The sequence below is a fragment of the Streptomyces sp. NBC_01351 genome (genome assembly GCF_036237315.1).
Taxonomy (GTDB): domain Bacteria; phylum Actinomycetota; class Actinomycetes; order Streptomycetales; family Streptomycetaceae; genus Streptomyces.
Window position 1 is genome coordinate 7,717,052 of record NZ_CP108356.1, and the last position, 16,084, is coordinate 7,733,135.

Annotated in this window: 17 protein-coding genes; 10 read left to right on the top strand and 7 right to left on the bottom strand. The window is 73.0% G+C overall.

Annotated features, from left to right (window positions below; all coding sequences use genetic code 11):
- Positions 1–199: 199 nt before the first annotated feature.
- Positions 200–613: a DUF2254 family protein gene (locus tag OG625_RS35535; protein WP_329391232.1), complete on the bottom strand. Its 414-nt coding sequence runs from the start codon at positions 611–613 to the stop codon at positions 200–202.
- Positions 614–711: 98 nt separating this feature from the next.
- On the opposite strand from OG625_RS35535, the gene OG625_RS35540 reads away from it, so the two are divergent.
- From OG625_RS35540 to OG625_RS35555, 4 genes are all read left to right on the top strand, one after another.
- Positions 712–1,053, top strand: coding sequence for a hypothetical protein (locus OG625_RS35540; protein WP_329389220.1), 342 nt, complete (start codon positions 712–714; stop codon positions 1,051–1,053).
- A gap of 356 nt (positions 1,054–1,409) precedes the next feature.
- On the top strand, positions 1,410–4,031 hold the full coding sequence (locus tag OG625_RS35545; protein WP_329389222.1) for a LuxR C-terminal-related transcriptional regulator: 2,622 nt from the start codon (positions 1,410–1,412) through the stop codon (positions 4,029–4,031).
- Positions 4,032–4,118: 87 nt separating this feature from the next.
- A complete protein-coding gene (locus tag OG625_RS35550; protein WP_329391234.1) occupies positions 4,119–4,316 on the top strand; it encodes a hypothetical protein in 198 nt (65 codons plus the stop codon).
- Positions 4,317–4,370: 54 nt separating this feature from the next.
- A complete protein-coding gene (locus OG625_RS35555; protein WP_329389224.1) occupies positions 4,371–4,775 on the top strand; it encodes a DUF7144 family membrane protein in 405 nt (134 codons plus the stop codon).
- Between the two features lie 99 nt (positions 4,776–4,874).
- Here OG625_RS35555 and OG625_RS35560 read toward each other — a convergent pair whose 3' ends face one another.
- The 3 genes from OG625_RS35560 to OG625_RS35570 form a co-directional block, all read right to left on the bottom strand.
- On the bottom strand, positions 4,875–5,486 hold the full coding sequence (locus OG625_RS35560; RefSeq protein ID WP_329389225.1) for a dihydrofolate reductase family protein: 612 nt from the start codon (positions 5,484–5,486) through the stop codon (positions 4,875–4,877).
- Between the two features lie 112 nt (positions 5,487–5,598).
- Positions 5,599–6,462: a hypothetical protein gene (locus OG625_RS35565; protein ID WP_329389227.1), complete on the bottom strand. Its 864-nt coding sequence runs from the start codon at positions 6,460–6,462 to the stop codon at positions 5,599–5,601.
- A 47-nt stretch (positions 6,463–6,509) separates the two neighbouring features.
- On the bottom strand, positions 6,510–7,121 hold the full coding sequence (locus OG625_RS35570) for a hypothetical protein (RefSeq protein WP_329389229.1): 612 nt from the start codon (positions 7,119–7,121) through the stop codon (positions 6,510–6,512).
- Positions 7,122–7,258: 137 nt separating this feature from the next.
- Between OG625_RS35570 and OG625_RS35575 the strand changes: the two genes are divergently transcribed.
- Complete coding sequence (locus tag OG625_RS35575) at positions 7,259–7,936, top strand: response regulator transcription factor (protein ID WP_329389232.1); 678 nt, start codon at positions 7,259–7,261, stop codon at positions 7,934–7,936.
- Between the two features lie 70 nt (positions 7,937–8,006).
- The gene (locus OG625_RS35580) at positions 8,007–9,452 is read left to right on the top strand and encodes a sensor histidine kinase (RefSeq protein ID WP_329391236.1); all 1,446 of its coding nucleotides are present in this window, start codon (positions 8,007–8,009) and stop codon (positions 9,450–9,452) included.
- On the opposite strand, the gene OG625_RS35585 is transcribed toward OG625_RS35580, so the two are convergent.
- Positions 9,379–9,810: a VOC family protein gene (locus OG625_RS35585; RefSeq protein ID WP_329389234.1), complete on the bottom strand. Its 432-nt coding sequence runs from the start codon at positions 9,808–9,810 to the stop codon at positions 9,379–9,381. The genes OG625_RS35580 and OG625_RS35585 overlap by 74 nt on opposite strands.
- A 224-nt stretch (positions 9,811–10,034) precedes the next feature.
- Between OG625_RS35585 and OG625_RS35590 the strand changes: the two genes are divergently transcribed.
- Both OG625_RS35590 and OG625_RS35595 read left to right on the top strand, forming a co-directional pair.
- Positions 10,035–10,850, top strand: a complete 816-nt coding sequence (locus OG625_RS35590; RefSeq protein WP_329389236.1) for a PP2C family protein-serine/threonine phosphatase — start codon at positions 10,035–10,037, stop codon at positions 10,848–10,850.
- Positions 10,851–10,926: 76 nt separating this feature from the next.
- Entirely contained in the window at positions 10,927–11,880 is a 954-nt protein-coding gene (locus OG625_RS35595; protein WP_329389238.1) for an MASE1 domain-containing protein, read from the top strand.
- 43 nt (positions 11,881–11,923) lie between these two features.
- Here OG625_RS35595 and OG625_RS35600 read toward each other — a convergent pair whose 3' ends face one another.
- Positions 11,924–12,538, bottom strand: a complete 615-nt coding sequence (locus tag OG625_RS35600) for a TetR/AcrR family transcriptional regulator (RefSeq protein WP_329389240.1) — start codon at positions 12,536–12,538, stop codon at positions 11,924–11,926.
- 96 nt (positions 12,539–12,634) lie between these two features.
- Between OG625_RS35600 and OG625_RS35605 the strand changes: the two genes are divergently transcribed.
- Positions 12,635–13,699 (top strand): aldo/keto reductase, encoded by a 1,065-nt coding sequence (locus OG625_RS35605; protein ID WP_329389242.1) that lies wholly within the window; start codon positions 12,635–12,637, stop codon positions 13,697–13,699.
- A gap of 39 nt (positions 13,700–13,738) precedes the next feature.
- Here OG625_RS35605 and OG625_RS35610 read toward each other — a convergent pair whose 3' ends face one another.
- Positions 13,739–14,242, bottom strand: a complete 504-nt coding sequence (locus tag OG625_RS35610) for a hypothetical protein (RefSeq protein WP_329389244.1) — start codon at positions 14,240–14,242, stop codon at positions 13,739–13,741.
- A gap of 210 nt (positions 14,243–14,452) precedes the next feature.
- Here OG625_RS35610 and OG625_RS35615 point away from each other — a divergent pair, with 210 nt between their 5' ends.
- Positions 14,453–16,039 carry a flavin monoamine oxidase family protein gene (locus tag OG625_RS35615; RefSeq protein WP_329389246.1) on the top strand — a complete coding sequence of 529 codons (1,587 nt, stop codon included), beginning with the start codon at positions 14,453–14,455 and terminating at the stop codon, positions 16,037–16,039.
- Positions 16,040–16,084: the final 45 nt, after the last annotated feature.

Genomic DNA, 16,084 nt, shown 5'->3' on the forward strand with positions numbered 1-16,084 from the left:
AGGCGAACTCAGCCGTGCGTCACGGGCATACGGTGACGGCCGCGCGGCCGGCACCGCACGCTCCGAGACACCGGGATCACGTCGTACCGGGACCGGGGAGCGAACGCGGCGGTGCGGTGAACGCACATGGCTCGTCTCCCCTTTCTCTTCGCTCGGCATGAGGCGGCAGGCTGCCCTGTCGGCAGCGCGTGTGGCGAGTCTAGGAGCGAACGCGCCCCGGGGCACGGGAATTTCCGGGGCGACCGCCGCGACGGAGCTGCAGGCGCATCAGCAGCGTACGGAGGCGGATCAGGACGATGGGCGAGCCCATCGCGGCCGCGACCAGGTCGTCGAGGCCGGTCCGCAGGAAGTCCTGCCAGCCGGGCAGCGGGACCACCATGCGCAGGGCGCCGCCCTGGTCGTAGACCTGCCGCGGACCGGCCCGCGCCGTGACGGACCGGCTGAGCAGGTCCTCGATGCCGTCCAGGGCCTGAACGGCCGTGGCCAGAGCGGTGCCGTGCCGCAGGAGGGCCCCGGGGCCTCGCGCAGGATGACGACCGCGTCCGCGGCCCGCGCGGCGCCGAGCAGCCTGGCCACGTCGACCTGTTGCAGTACGGCCGGAGGGTGCGGCCAGGTGCCGGCGAGCGGACGGGAGGCGGCTCCGGCGAGGACGGCTCCGGGCGGTGGCCTCGCGGAGGGTAGAGGACGTCGAGGATCGTCCGGGCCCGTTCGGTGACCGAGTTGAGGACCGGGGCCGGCTGGATCGCGGCGCAGGCCCCCATGAGCAGGTGCCGCAGCAGGAGCAGCATCGCGAGCAGCAGGATCCCCGCCGCGGCGGGCACCGCCGCCGAGATGACCGTACGGGTGCCGATGGTGACGGCCGCGGTGATGCAGAAGACGGTCACGCCGAGGGCGAAGGGCACCACCAGGAACAGCAGCGAGAAGATGACCGTGGTCGCGCCCAGCACCCCGAGGCCGATCGCGATCAGCATGTCGACCACCTGGCGGGACGGCAGCGCCGGTCCGCGGGTGATCGCGGGTGCCGCGAGCCCCAGTCCCAGCCCGATCAGGTGAGCCCGGCGCGCAACCGGCGACGCCGGCGCAGCATCGTGTGGTCCACGGTGGCGGTCGTCATCACTCCACGAGCGATAGCGCACCGGCTTCCGCGAGAGCGTTCATCGGACCTCCTGTACGACCGTCCGCCCTGCGCCGCTGCTCTCGCGTACAAGGTCCCTGTGGGACCTCCAGTCTGGAAAGGCGCCGTGGCCGGGCACATCACCCGGTCCAGGTGACCCGACTGGTGATCACCACCGAACCCGGCTTGAGTGGAGGATGTGGGCCGATCACAGTCCGTACCACCCGAACCACCCGAACCACCCGTACCCCCGGTACCTAGGGTGCAGGGGAGCCCGGCACCTAGCGGTGACCCGATGCTCACGGTCAGGTTCACCGTCCCGGCCGTGCCGAAGCACCTCGTCCACCGGCCGGAACTGCTGAAGCGCCTGACGGCCGGGGCGGAGGGGCCGCTCACCCTCGTCAACGGTCCGGCCGGCTCGGGCAAGACCGTGCTCGCCGCCCATTGGGTGGCCGAGGGGATCTCGCCGGGGCCACCCTCGTGGCTGACCGTCGAGCCCGGCGACGCTCCCGGTGCCTTCTGGGCGTACCTCCTGGAGGCGCTCCACCGGGGCGGGGTGCTGCCTGCCGGGGTGGGCAGGCCGACCCGAGCCGAAGGGGTCACCCGGTCGTTCCTGGTGCGCCTGGCGGAAGGGCTGGCCGAGTCCCCACGGCCCGCGGTCCTCGTGCTCGACCAGTTCGACACGGCCGAGGCGCCCGCGATAACGGAGGGACTGGACTTCGTACTCCGGCACGCCGCCGAGGGCCTGCGCGTCGTACTCACCAGCCGAACGGACCCGCTGCTGCCCCTGCACCGCTACCGCGCGGCCGGCGAGATCGCCGAGATCCGGTACGCGGACCTCAGATTCGCCGAAGAGGACGCGGAGGCACTGCTGACCGAGCACAGGCTGGAGATATCGCGGGCGGGGATCCGACTCCTGATGGAGAGGACCGAGGGCTGGGCGGCAGGAGTGCGCCTGTGCGCCCTCGCGATGCAGAGCAGCGCCGACCCGGAGGCTTTCCTCCGCCAGTTCGCGGCGGACCGCACCACGATCGCCGACTACCTGCTCAGAGAAGTGCTGGACGCGCAGCCCGGGCCCGCACAGGACCTGCTGCTGCGCGCCTGCGTCACGGATCGCATCCACCCGGACCTCGCGGACGCGCTGACCGGGAGGGACGACGCGGCTCGGACGCTCGCCGGGCTGGCCCGCGACAATGCGTTCCTGGAACAGGTAGACGCATCGGCCTGGTACCGACTGCACCCCCTCTTCGCCGAAGTCCTGCGCGCACACCTACGGCAACGCCGACCCGGCCTCGAACCCCGGCTGCGCGGGCTGGCGGCGCGCTGGCTCGCCGTGACCGGACGCCTCCCGGAGGCCGTGGGGCAGGCCACCGCCGCCGGTGACTGGCCGTTCGCGGCCACGCTCCTCGTCGACCAGCTGGCGATCGGCCGCCTCTTCACCGGTCTGGAGGCGGACCGCCTCGGCCTGGCCTTCGCCGCGATGCCGGCCGGTACGCGGGGTCCGGCTCCCGCACTGGTCGGCGCGGCCTGCCGGCTCGCGGACCAGGACCTTTCCGGGTGCGAGGCCTGGCTGCGGCGGGCTGACTCGTACCTGGCCGCCGCAGCCGGTCCGGCGGCCAGGTTGTGTCGCGCCTTCGTGGGCGTGCTCGCCGGGCGGCTGGCCGACGACCTGGCGGCCACCCAACGGGCGGCAGCCGACGCCGACCGCCTGCTCGGTGAGGTGCCCGCAGCGCTGCTCGCCGAGCGCCCCGAGATCCGGGCCCTGACGCTGGCGGGCCTCGGCGCGGCCGAGCTCGGAGCGGGAAGCCTCGACCGCGCCGAGGCCGCCCTCATCGCCGCCGTCGAGGCGTGCGGGGCTCCGGGGACTGAATTCCCGCTCTGCGACGCGCTCGGCTCGCTCGCCCTCGTCGAGCTGCTGGCCGGCCGGCTGCGGCGGGCCACCGAGCACGCGCGCGCGGCGCTCACCGTCGCCGAGCAGTCGGCCCTTCCGCCCGAGCGCAGGCCGGGTGTGGCCCACCTGGTCCTGGCGGGTGTCGCCACCGAGCACGACGACCTGGCGAGCGCCCGGTGCCACCTCGACCAGACGAGCGCCGCGGCCGGACCCCGTCCGGAACCCGTGGCCGCGGCCCTGGCAGCCGTCATAGGCGCCCGGATCGCCGCGTCCGAGGGCGACGGGCAGGCCGCGATCGCCGCCCTCCAAGCGGTGCGTACGGCCGGGGCTCCAGGGCTGCCGCAGGCGTGGGCGCTGGACGAGCTGGCCGTGGCCGAGTCGGCCGTGCACCTGGCCCACGGTGACGCGGCTGCCGCCCTGGCCGCCCTGGACGGCGCGAACAGCGTGGCCGGTGTGGCCTCCGACCGGCCGGAGCACGCGGTGGCCCGCGCCCGAGCCCTCCTGGCCGCCGGACGCGGCGACCACGCGCAGGAGGCGCTTGCGACCGTGTCGGAGGACGAGGCCGTCCCCGTGCCCGTACGGGCCCATGCGTCCCTGCTCCGGGCCGAGGCCGCCGCAGCGGACGGCGCACCCGGGGAGGCGCACCGGCTGCTGGGCGAGGCACTGGGGCTTGCCCGGCCCGAGGAGCTGCGACGGGTATTCGCCGAGAGCGGCCCCTGGGTACGCCGGACCTTGCGCCAGGACCCGGAACTGGCCCGGCTCCACGGCTGGCTGCTCGCCCGCACTCCGGCCAACGTGCGCGCTCTGTCGGCCGGCGGGCAACCGCCCGTGCTGGAGCCGTTGAGCCCGCGGGAGACGGACGTACTCCGCAAGGCCGCCGAGCTGCTGTCGACGGAGGAGATCGCGGCCGAGCTCTACGTATCGGCCAACACCGTCAAGACCCACCTGAAGAGCATCTACCGCAAGCTCTCCGTCAGCCGGCGCAGCGAGGCCGTCCACCGGGCCCAGGACCTCGGGATGCTGTGAGCCGGACTCCGGATGGCGGACGTCCGCCCGGCCTTCTCCCCCGAACCGGGCGATGCGGAGCGGCCCGACGGGGCCGACGATGAGTCCATGCGCTACGAATTCCGCGTATCGGGCGTTGTGACGGACACACTCGCCGCGAGCTTCCCCGAGCTCGACAGGATTCCCGTCCGGGAGCAGACGCTGCTCCTCGGTACCGTCGCGGACGAGGCCCACCTGTACGGGCTCCTCATGCGCTTCCAGTCACTGGGACTGCGCGTACTCGAAATGCGCCAGCTGCCTGCCTGACGCCGAACCAACTCGTCGAACCCAACCAGTCGAACCAGATATGAGGTGACTTCCATGAGTCAATCGACACCGGTCGCGAAGACCGGGCACATGGGCGGAGGCACGGTGTTCGCCGCGGTCCTCCTCCTGGTCACCGGAGTCCTTGCGATCTTCCAGGGCATCGCGGCCATCGCGAAGGACGACGTCTACGCGCGCGTCGGCGACTACGTCTTCAAATTCGACCTGACGGCATGGGGCTGGATCCACCTCATCGTCGGAATCGTGGTCGTCCTCGCCGGAGTGGGACTGTTCGCCGGATCGGAGCTGGCCAGGGGCGCGGCCATCGGGCTCGCCAGCCTCAGCGTGATACTCAACTTCGTGTGGCTGCCGTACCAGCCCTGGTGGTCCGTCATCATCATCGCGATCGACGTCTTCATCATCTGGTCCCTGTGCACGCGGTGGGAGGGAACGACTGACTGACGATCCCGTACTCGGTCGTCCCTCGCATTCCCCGCCCCCGGAGGAGCGGGGATGCGGGCGGTTCGGTCGCAGCGCCCGCCGGGGATTGCGTTACCGCCCTCAGTGCTGCGGCAGGTGCGCCTTCGCGTCGTCGTAGGTGCCGTGACGGGCCGGCGCGGCGGGGGAGTAGAACAGGTTGAGCACTCCCGTCCGGAAGGTCTCGCAGGAGATCAGCTCCAGCGGGACCGGGGCCTCGTCCTCCTCGAAGAGCCGGATGCCCTTGCGGACGGCGATGGGATGGACCAGCAGGTTCAGCTCGTCCAGCAGCCCCGCGGCCAGCAGTTGACGGACGACGGAGACCGAGCCGCTGATCCACACGCGACCACTGCCCGGCCCGTTCCGCAGGGCCGTGACGGGCTCGACGAGATCGCCCTCGATGCGCTCGCAGTTGCGCCAGGCGGGTTCGAGCGGCCGGTGCGACACGACGATCTTCCGGGCGTCTCCGAGCACCTTCGCGAAGGGGGCGTCCTCACCGCCGGACGCCTCCCGCTCCGGCCAGGCCCCGGCGAAGCTGTCGTAGGTCCGGCGGCCGAGGATCAGGGTGTCGGCCGTGCCGAGGGTGGCGTCGACGGCCGCCCCCATCTCGTCGTTGAAGTAGGGGAAGTGCCACTGGTCCGGCGCCTCCACGACGCCGTCGAGCGAGATGAAAAACTGCGCCGCGATCTTCCGCATGCCGACCCGTCCTCCACAGAAACCGTCGTGTGCCCTGACGCTCCCAGTAGACGCCGCCGCCGCCCGGACCGGTCGGCGGCGCGTCCGGCCGGCCGGACGGAGCGACCCCCGGTCAGCCGATCGGCTGCCGGGCCTCCGCCCGCACCTTGACGGTGGTCTGGGCGGTCTTGGTGAGGTCGACGGACCCGGGGGACTGCTGCGAGGTCTCCGGCGTGACCACGGCGACCGAGGCCCCCGTGTTCCCGTCCGCCCAGGCGCACATCGGCAGGGTGACCGTGGCACCGTCCTGCTTCGAGGTCAGCACCTGGCACGAAACGGTGATGTCGGAACCGGGGGGAGTGATGTCCCGGGCGGGCACCGCGATGGTCGCGCCGTCGGCGTCCCCGGCGCCCTTCAGCATCTTCCTGCGGGCCCCTTCGGGGTCCTTGAACTGGCCGTACATCCCCGAGAAGACGAGGAAGCCCGGTGCCTTCGCCGAGGCAGAGCTGTACTGGCCGACCGCCGGCTCCGGGTTGCGGATGTTCGCGTCGTAGCTGTTCTTCAGGGCCTTCTTGCCCTCCGTCTGCGACAGGTCCTGGGCCAGCGTGAACTTGCCGTCGAGGAGGGTCTTCGGCACCGTGAGCCGGTACTCGGCCGCGGGGAAGCCGGATCCGCTCGCCATGGCCCCCGCCTCATTGATCCGGTTGACGGCGTACCCGAGGACGCCGAGCCCGACCAGCGAGCCCACGACGATCCAGATCACCATGCCGGTACGGCTCTTGCGCGGCGGCGGCCCCATCGGCGGCTGCCCCCACGCGCCGTGGCCGGGGTAGGGCGGCTGCTGCGGATACGGATGCGGCTGCTGCGGGAACGACTGCTGGGGGAACGACGGTGCCGGGTACTGCTGCTGCGGGTACTGCGGGGCGCCGTACGGACTCGGGTGCTGCGGAGGCCCGTAAGGGCCGGAGGGCTGCTGGGGCGGCGGGGGCATGCTCATGACTGAACGCTACTTCAGCCCGGCGCGCGGCCACCGCCCCGGCCCCGTCACCTCCCCGACAGCTGCTCGTTGCCCGTGACGGTGCCGTCCGTGCCGGACACGGTCACGGCGTGCCGGACGCCGTCCGGACCGAGGACCACCGCCAGCCACGCGCTGCCGCCGCCCTGCTGGCCGACCACCCGCAGGCTCTCGACCTTGCCGCCGGTCACCGCCGCCGCGGCCTTCTGCGCCGCGTCCCCGATGGCCAGGGACGGGATCGGCGCCGGAGCCGCGCCGCGGCCCGGCGCGAGGCCCTCGGCGCCGCGTTCCTTCACCCCGCCGGGCAGCCCCTCCCGGTGCTTGCGCATGGCCTCGGGCCCGACCTTGCCCGGCCCGTCCGGCCCGAACTTGCGCAGGCCCTCGGGACCGCGCTCGGGACCGCCCTCGTGCGCCACCTCGAAGCGGACCGCGCGCCTGTCGCCATGGTGGTCGGACACGGCCACCGCGGTCACCACGGCCGCCCCGGCGCCCACGAGCACCACGGCCGCCCCGATCGCCGCGAAGCGGGCGCCCCTGCCCCGGGGAACGAAACGTACGAGGCGGGCGGACTTCCCGGGACCCGTCGGCGGCTGCTCGGCCGGCGGCTGCTGCTCCGACGGCGGAGGGAAAGACTCAGACATACGCGTACTCCTCATGACCACCGGGCACTCCGCCCGGCTGCTCGCCCCGAGCATGCGAGAGGAAACCTGAAGCCCAGCTGAAGCCGCCTGAAGACCCCTTCAGCCGGGAGGCCGCGCGGCCTGAGACCCTGGGCGCCATGCGCGTACTGGTGGTGGAAGACGAACGGCGGCTCGCCGTGGCCCTGCAGCGAGGGCTGCAAGCGGAGGGGTTCACGGTGGACCTGGCCCACGACGGGCCGCAGGGGCTGTGGATGGCCACCGAGCACGACTACGACGTCATCGTGCTCGACATCATGTTGCCCGGCCTCAACGGCTACCGGGTCTGCGCCCGGCTGCGCGCCGCCGGCAACGAGTCGGGCATCCTCATGCTCACCGCCAAGGACGGCGAGTACGACGAGGCCGAGGCCCTGGACACGGGCGCCGACGACTTCCTCTCGAAGCCGTTCTCCTACCTCGTCCTCGTCGCCCGGCTCCGCGCACTGGGCCGGCGCACCGGCCGCCGGAGCCCGCAGACCCTGCGCTTCGGGGACCTGCTCCTGGACCCGGCGCGCCACCTCTGCGTCCGCGGCGACACCCAGATCCGCCTGACGGCGAGGGAGTTCGCCGTACTGGAGTACCTCGCCCGGCGACCCGGCGAGGTGATACCCAAGCGGGAGATACTCGAACAGGTCTGGGACAGCGCCTTCGACGGCGATCCCAATGTCGTAGAGGTGCACATCAGTGCCGTGCGCCGCAAGATCGACGCCCCGTTCGGCCGCGCCGCCCTGGAGACCGTGCGGGGCGCCGGCTACCGGCTGGCGGCCGACGGTGGCTGAGCCCGCGGCCCCGCGCCGCCGCTTCCCCCGCCTCGGCCTTCCCCTCCACCGCCTCCGTCGCTCGCTCCGCGTGCGCCTCCCGTGGCCCAGGACCGTCCGCGCCCGGGCCACCGCGGGCGCCGTCGCCGTGGTCGCGGCCGCCCTGACCCTGGCCTCGTACGTCCTCCTCGGACTCCTGGAGGCCAACCTGCTGCGCAACGCCGAGACGGACGCGTACCAGCAGGCCCAGACCGTCGCCCGGCTCGCCGCCGCCGGGAACCTCGACCGGGTCCGGCCGTTCGTGCGCGGCGTGGACTTCATCCAGGTGGTCGGCGCCGACGGCCGGGTCGTGCTGGCCACCCCGAACCTGGCCGGAGTTCCCCCGATCCAGCCCAACGAACCCGTGCCGTCCGGAAGGCGCGCCCACACCTTGAAGGTGCGCCCGCTCGGCGACGAGCACCGTCAGCGGGTCGTCCAGGTCACCGCGGCCACCCCGGACGGCATCCTCACCGTCTACGCGGGCACCTCCCTGCGCGATGTGGACGCCGCCGACGACGTCACCACGGCAGCCCTGGCCTTCGGCGTACCGCTGCTCCTGGCCACCGTCGCCCTCGTCACCTGGCGGGTCACCGGCCGCGCCCTCGAACCGGTCGAGGCGATCCGCGCCGAGGTGGCCGCCATCACCGACCGCGACCTGCACCGCCGGGTCCCCGTACCGGCCACCCACGACGAGGTCGCCCGCCTCGCGCAGACCATGAACACCACCCTGGACCGGCTGGAGGCCTCGGGCGCCCGGCAGCGCCAGTTCATCGCGGACGCCTCGCACGAACTGCGCAGCCCCATCACCGTGTTGCGCACCCAGCTGGAGGTGGCCCTCGCGGTCCGGGACCCGCAGCTGTGGCCCGAGCTGATCGGCGGAGCGCTCCAGGACATCGAGCGCCTCCAGCAACTCGCCGCCGACCTGCTCCTCCTGGCCCGCATCGATGCGGCCCAGCCCGTTTCGGCGGTCCCGCTGGACCTCACCTCGCTCGTCGGGGCCGCCGTCGACGCGCGCCTCGGCGACCGGGTCCCGGTGCGGACCCGACTGGACCCGGCCGTCGTGGTGACCGGCAGCGAGCTGTGGCTCACCCGGGTGGTCACCAACCTGCTCGACAATGCCCAGCGCTTCGCCGACCGCGAGGTGCGGCTCGTCCTGCGCGGTGGTGCCCACACCGCCCACACCGCCGTACTGGAGGTCACGGACGACGGCCCCGGCATCCCCCGGGAGGACCGGGAACGGGTCTTCGAACGGTTCACCCGCCTCGACGACGCCCGCAGCCGCGACCACGGCGGCGCGGGCCTGGGCCTGGCCATCGCCCGCGACCTGACCGCCCATCACGGCGGCACCCTCACGGCCGAGGACGCTCCGAGCGGGGCACGGCTGGTCGTGCGCCTGCCGCTCGCGCCGACGACGCCGTCCGCACTCAGCGCTCCGACAGCTCCGAAGGGGCCTCCTGCACCAGCCAGCCGTTCCCGTCCGGATCCTCGAAGGTCATGAACGAGTTCCAGGTGTCGCCCTTCCCGTCCTCCCAGCCCCCCATGCCGATGTGCCGGACGGGCGACACGTCCACGCCCCGGCCCACCAACTCCTCGCGGGCCGTCTCGATGTCCGTGACGCAGAGCTGGAGTCCCTGCAGGGCGCCGGGCGCCGACTTCTTCGCTCCGGGCGCCGCCGGCATGCCCGATTCCATCGCGATGGAACAGCGGGAGCCGGGCGGGGTCAGCTGGATGATCCGGACCCCGGGCGCGACCTCGTCGTCCAGGTCGACGGTGAACCCCACTTTGTCGGCGTAGAACGCCTTCGCCCGGTCCAGGTCGGCGACGGGCACCAGAACCACTTCGAGTGTCCAGTTCACGGAAAGCCTCCTCACGAACGCCGGCAGGTCCGGCCGCTCCCACCGTCGCCCACGCGGCCACCCCCGCGCACGCCGAATCGCCAGTTCCCGCCAACGGATGTCCACGTGGGGAGGCGGGCCCCGGCGGGACGCGCGCGCCGGGCCGACCGGAAATACGATGGGGGCGGGCTTTTCGCACAGCGGAAGCAGAGACGAATGGATGAACCCGCACCTCGGAGCGGTCCATGACCCCGCGGCGGCCACCGCGGGTGACCAGCGCCGAGCTGCTGAGCACCCTGCGGCGGCTCGCCGCCCAGACCCGGGAAGGGGTGGAGCTCCAGCAGGCCAGGGTGGAACTGGCCGAGGCCCTGCAGCGCGAGCTGCTGCCCACCTCGCTGCCCGTCCTGCCGGGGCTGCGGGCCGCGGCCCGGTACGCGCCCGCCCGCCACGGCCTGGACATAGGGGGCGACTGGTACGACGGCTTCCGGCTGGCCGAGGGAGCCCTCGCCTTCTCCATCGGCGACGTCCAGGGCCATGACGTCGAGGCGGCCGCCTTCATGGGGCAGGTGCGCATCGGCCTGCGCGCCGTGGCCTCCGTGGTCGACGATCCCGGCGAGGTCCTGACCAGGACGAACGAAGTACTGCTCGCCATGGGCCGGGAGCTCTTCGCCACCTGCACCCTGCTCCGCTTCGATCCGGAGACCTGGGAGATCGAAAGCGCCCGGGCGGGCCACGTCCCCGCCGTCTGGGCCACGGTCGACGGCCGGTACGGCATAGCCGAGGACGCCGGCGGGCCGCCGCTCGGCATGCTGCCCGGCGGGGGATACGCGGTGACCAGGCGCCGCCTCGTCACGGCCGGCTCGATCGTCCTGCTCACCGACGGTGTGGTCGAAGGACCGGCGTTCCCGATCGACGTGGGGCTGGAGCGGGTGGTGCACGTCGTCAGGGAAGGGGCGGGCGGCGACCCCGACGAGCTCGCCGCCGAGGTGATGAAGGTGGCCGATTCCACCGGTCACGCCGATGACGCGGCCGTGCTCGTCCTCAGCCACGACGCGCCGTGACGCGGCGGCCCCCGACCCCCACCCCGGATAGCGCGTGTCACGATCCGCCGGGGCCCGGGGACTGTTGTCTGATGCTGTGGTGCGCACCGAGCGATGGCGACGATTCCCGGCAGTCCTCCTGACGATCCTCGCCGTCGCGGTCGCCTACTACGCGAGCGGTCGGCTCGGCCTGCGCCATCGCGTGGTCGTCGAGGACGCGATGGTCACGCCTTTGTGGCCGCCCACGGGCATCGCGGTGGCCTGCCTGCTCTGGTTCGGCATCCGGATCTGGCCGGGGATCGCCCTCGGTACGTACTTCGCCATCGAGAGCATCAGCTCCTTCGACGCGCCCGGCCTGGGCATCGTGGCCGGGAACGCCCTCGCCCCGGTGTGCGCGTACGCGCTGCTGCGCTGGGCCGGCTTCCGCGTCGAGCTGGACCGGCTGCGCGACGGGCTGGCGCTGGTCTTCCTGGGCGGCCTCCTCCCGATGCTGATCAGCGCGACCGCCGGAACCTGGACCCTGGTGTTCAGCGGGGACCTGCCGCTCGCCCAGTTCTGGCCGACGTGGACGGCCTGGTGGGCCGGAGACGCGATGGGCGTGCTCATCGTGACCCCGGTGCTGCTCGTCCTGCCCACGGTCAGGCTGCCCACGGACGCCTTCCGGGCGGCCGAGGCGGCCGTGCTGATGGCCGTGGCCGGCGTCGTCGCCGTCGCGGCCACCCGCAGTTCCCTCTCGCTGCTGTTCCTCGTGTTCCCCCTGCTCATCTGGGCGGCGGTCCGTTTCCAGCTGGCCGGCGCCGCCCCGTGCGCCCTGCTCGTGTCGGTCGTGGCGATCTCGGCGGCGATCGACCAGGAGGGGCCGTTCACCGGCCACACGCTCTTCGAGGTCATGGTCAACCTCCAGGCCCTCAACGGGGCGGCGGCCCTGACCGGGCTGCTGCTGTCGGCCCTGGTCACCGAGCAGAACAACATCCGTCTGAAAATCGAACAGGTCTGCGAGGACCTCGCCGAACTGGTCGACCACCTCTCTCCCGGGAGGCCCGAGCGGTGACCCGCATGCCGTGACCGGGGGCGGGCGCGGCGCGGGCCGCCCGTCACCCGGTGAAGACCCCCGCGCGGGCCGCGGAGACGGCCGCCTGCGCGGCCCGCTCCGCCGCGGCCTCGTCGAGGGGGGCTTCGGACGTGAGAAAGCGGTAGTAGAGCGGGGCGGAGACCGCGCGGACCACCTCGGCGGCGTCGGTGCCCGCGGGCAGTTCGCCCCGGTCGACGGCCTCCCGTACGCACGGAGCCCACTCGGCCACGCGGACCTCGTAGAAGCGGTGCAGGGCCTCCGCCGTCCGTGCGTCGCTCGTGGCCGCGGCGATCACGGCCTTGAACAGCGCCCCCTGGCGGGGATCGGCCAGGGTGCGCCGCACGAGGGCGGCGTTGGCCCGCATGTCCTCCAGGAACGAGCCGGTCTCGGCGCGCGGCAGGGACTGCTCGGCCATGTCCGCCAGCAGGTCCGCGACCAGGCCGGTGACGGTTCCCCAGCGGCGGTACACCGTCGTCTTGCCCACCTCCGCGCGGCGGGCGATCTCGGCCAGGTCCAGCTGGTGGAACCCCTGCTCGGCGAGGGTGTCCCCGGCCGCCTCCAGCACCGCGGCCCGCACCCGGGCGGTACGGCCCCCGGGGCGCACGGTCCCCGGCTCGACGGCATCACTGGGCGTCATAACGGCACTCCGGTTCCATTAGTGCAAGTCTCCTGCTACGTTGGACTCACCTTAACGGGTCCAGCGTTCCATTACTGCTCTCTGGAGGGATCCATCATGGAGTACAGGCAGCTCGGCACCTCCGACCTCAAGGTCCCCGCCCTCAGCTTCGGCGCCGGCACCTTCGGCGGCCAGGGGCCGTTGTTCGGCGCCTGGGGCACCACGGACGCGCGGGAGGCGCGCCGGCTCGTCGACATCTGCCTGGAAGCCGGCATCACGATGTTCGACACCGCCGACGTGTACTCGGCGGGCGCCTCGGAGCAGGTTCTGGGGCAGGCGGTCAAGGGCCGGCGCGACGAGGTCCTGCTGTCCACCAAGGCCGGCCTGCCGATGGGCGAGGGGCCAGATGACGCCGGCACTTCCGGCTCCCGCCTGATCCGGGCGACGGAGGACGCCCTGCGCCGGCTCGGCACCGACCGCATCGACCTCTTCCAGCTGCACGCCTTCGACGCCGCCACCCCGGTCGAGGAAGTCCTGTCCACGCTCGACCGGCTCGTGCGGGCCGGGAAGATCCGCTACGTCGGCGTCTCCAACTTCGCGGGCTGGCAGCTGATGAAGTCCCTCGCCGCCGCCGAGGAGCACGGCTTCCCGCGCTACGTGGCCCACCAGGTCTACTACTCCCTCATCGGGCGCGACTACGAATGGGAGCTGATGCCCCTCGGTCACGACCAGGGCGTCGGCGCCATGGTCTGGAGCCCGCTGGGCTGGGGCCGCCTGACGGGCAAACTGCGCCGGGGCCAACCGCTGCCGCCGCAGAGCCGCCTGCACCGGACGGCCGACTACGGCCCGCCCGTCGAGGACGGCCACCTCCACGACGTGGTCGACGCCCTCGACGAGGTCGCGCGGGAGACAGGCCGGAGCATCCCCCAAGTGGCCATCAACTGGCTCCTCGCCCGCCCCACGGTGTCCTCCGTCATCGTCGGCGCCCGCGACGAGGCCCAACTGCGCCAGAACATCGGTGCGATCGGCTGGACCCTGTCCCCCGAGCAGACGGCCCGACTCGACGCCGCGAGCCACAGGCCGGCCCCGTACCCGTACTTCCCGTACGAACGCCAGGAGGGCTTCGCCCGCCTCAACCCGCCCCTGATCGCCCCGGCCACCCCGGCCACCCCGGCGACGTGACCGGGCCCCGACCGCTGCGCGCGGAGCGCCTCCGGGAGCTCAACCGGCGCTCCCGGAGCCGCCGTCCACATTCCACTCCTCCGGCAGCCGCGCACCGCAGAAGACGCAGACGTAGTCCTCGTCCCGCACGATGTTGAGCTCCCCGCAGCCGGGACAGCGCCGGAACACCACCTCGTGGGTGAAGCCGGGAGGGCGCGCGATGCCGACCGCGTCCAGCGCGTCCGCGACGGCCGCCCACGAGCCGACGTCCGGGCAGTAACCGGTCGACTGGTTGCTGACCTCGGCAACCATCCACCGCCCGGATTCCCGGCGGAAACCCATCTCCCCGGCGCCCAGAACCCTTCCCCCACCCGCACACGCCACGTGCTCGCTCCGCCGCGCCGCGAGCCGCAGCACACCCGCCGAGTCCACGACGAACGTGAACGGCTCGGCCAGGTCCTCGGCGGTCAGAGCCGACACCCAGCCGTCGAAATCGGCGGCCGAGCGAATCCGTCGGCCCTCCGCTTCCGGCCGGACCAGCGCCCGGAGCTCCGCCGGTCCCACGTACCGATAACTCCGCCCCCGTGAGTTCACGCCGGCCAACCTAACCCACGTCCGTACCCGCCATTGGAGCGGCAGTGCCGGTGCCCGAGGTGTCGTGGGCCCCGCTGCCGTGGCAGGCGCAGGACGATCGTGCGGACACGTCGCTCTTGGTGCGAGCCGCCGCATGCGCTTCGTGTGCTCGCCGCCGTCTCCAGGGAGGTCGGGAGTTCCATGGCCCGCACGCCACTCGCACAGTCGCTCCAGGATCTGATCGCCGAGCCGGGAGACCCCCGCGGCCTCCCGCGCAGGCGGCTGCTCCGTGATGCGGGGCTGCTCGGGCTCGCCGCCGCGAGCGCGGGCGTCTTGGGGGCATGGCCCCCACCCGCGAGCGCGGCGAGCGCCACGGACACCACCGGCGCCGCGACCGTCCCCCGGATCGTGGTCGTGGGCGCGGGCCTCGCAGGCCTCACCGCCGCCTACCGGCTCAAGCAGGCCGGCTACACCGCTCAGCTGCACGAGGCCTCGGACCGGGTCGGCGGCCGCTGCTGGACCCTGCGCGGGGCCTTCGCGGACGGCCAGCTCGCCGAACGCGGCGGTGAACTGATCGACCAGGGCCATACGGCGATCCGCCGGCTCGTCGGACAGCTCGGGCTCACCCTGGACAACCTCCTCGCCGCCGAGCGGAACGGCACCGCCTCGCTCGGCTACTTCGACGGCGCCCCGTACTCGTTCGCGCAGGCGTCCATCGACCTGAGGCGGGTCTGGCGGAAGCTGCACGCGGACGTCGTCGCGGCCGGCTATCCGACCCTCTACAACAACAGCACGCCGCGGGGGCGCCAGCTGGACCGGATGTCGATCGTCGACTGGATCAACGAGAGCGTCCCCGGCGGGATCACCTCGAAGCTCGGACAGCTGCTGGACGTCGCCTACACCATCGAGTACGGAGCCGACAGCGACCGGCAGAGCGCGCTCAACCTGCTCTACCTGCTCGGGTACCGGGGCCAGGGACGGCTGCGCATCTTCGGCGCGTCGAACGAGAAGTACCACGTGACCGGGGGCAACGATCAGATTCCGGCCCGCCTCGCGGCGGCGCTCCCCGGGCAGATCACCCTCGGCTCCGAGCTCGTCGCGATCAGGCGGAACACCGACACCACCTACACCCTCTCCTTCCGGCGGGGGCTCACGGTGACGGACGTGACCGCCGACAAGGTGGTACTGGCGCTGCCGTTCTCGATCCTCCGCTCCTCGGTCGACCTGACGCAGGCCGGCTTCCGCGCCCTGAAGCGGACGGCGATCGCCGAGATGGGCATGGGCACGAACTCGAAGCTCCACCTCCAGTTCGCGACGAGGCACTGGGAATCCCTCGGCTCCAATGGTGAGACGTTCGCCGACCGGGGCTACCAGAGCACCTGGGACGTGAGCCGCGCCCAGCCGGGGGCCTCCGGGATCCTCGTCGACTACACGGGCGGCACGATCGGGGCGAGTTTCGGCGCCGGCACCCCCGAGACCAGGGCCCGCCGCTTCCTGAACCAGATCGAACCGGTCCTGCCCGGGATCGGCGCGCGGTGGAACGGCCGGGCGACGATCGACTTCTGGCCCGGCCATCCGTGGACGAAGGGGTCGTACTCCTACTGGAAGGTGGGGCAGTACACCCGGTTCGCGGGGATCGAGCGCGAGCGGGAGGGGAACTGCCACTTCGCGGGCGAACACACGTCGGTCGACTTCCAGGGATTCCTCAACGGAGCCGTGGAGACGGGGGAGCGGGCGGCGGACGAGGTGCTGGCGGACGTGACGGGTCTGCGCAAGCGGACCCGGTGACGGTGAGCCCGCCACCGGGCGGTCTCGGGGCGGGAACGGGAAGCC

Excerpts from the sequence above, each read along its gene's own strand:
- OG625_RS35545 (WP_329389222.1), top strand. The coding sequence starts at position 1,410 with ATGCTCACGGTCAGGTTCACCGTCCCGGCCGTGCCGAAGCACCTCGTC.
- OG625_RS35550 (WP_329391234.1), top strand. The coding sequence starts at position 4,119 with ATGCGCTACGAATTCCGCGTATCGGGCGTTGTGACGGACACACTCGCC.
- OG625_RS35555 (WP_329389224.1), top strand. The coding sequence starts at position 4,371 with ATGAGTCAATCGACACCGGTCGCGAAGACCGGGCACATGGGCGGAGGC.
- OG625_RS35560 (WP_329389225.1), bottom strand. The coding sequence starts at position 5,486 with ATGCGGAAGATCGCGGCGCAGTTTTTCATCTCGCTCGACGGCGTCGTG.
- OG625_RS35565 (WP_329389227.1), bottom strand. The coding sequence starts at position 6,462 with ATGAGCATGCCCCCGCCGCCCCAGCAGCCCTCCGGCCCTTACGGGCCT.
- OG625_RS35570 (WP_329389229.1), bottom strand. The coding sequence starts at position 7,121 with ATGTCTGAGTCTTTCCCTCCGCCGTCGGAGCAGCAGCCGCCGGCCGAG.
- OG625_RS35575 (WP_329389232.1), top strand. The coding sequence starts at position 7,259 with ATGCGCGTACTGGTGGTGGAAGACGAACGGCGGCTCGCCGTGGCCCTG.
- OG625_RS35590 (WP_329389236.1), top strand. The coding sequence starts at position 10,035 with ATGACCCCGCGGCGGCCACCGCGGGTGACCAGCGCCGAGCTGCTGAGC.
- OG625_RS35600 (WP_329389240.1), bottom strand. The coding sequence starts at position 12,538 with ATGACGCCCAGTGATGCCGTCGAGCCGGGGACCGTGCGCCCCGGGGGC.
- OG625_RS35605 (WP_329389242.1), top strand. The coding sequence starts at position 12,635 with ATGGAGTACAGGCAGCTCGGCACCTCCGACCTCAAGGTCCCCGCCCTC.
- OG625_RS35615 (WP_329389246.1), top strand. The coding sequence starts at position 14,453 with ATGGCCCGCACGCCACTCGCACAGTCGCTCCAGGATCTGATCGCCGAG.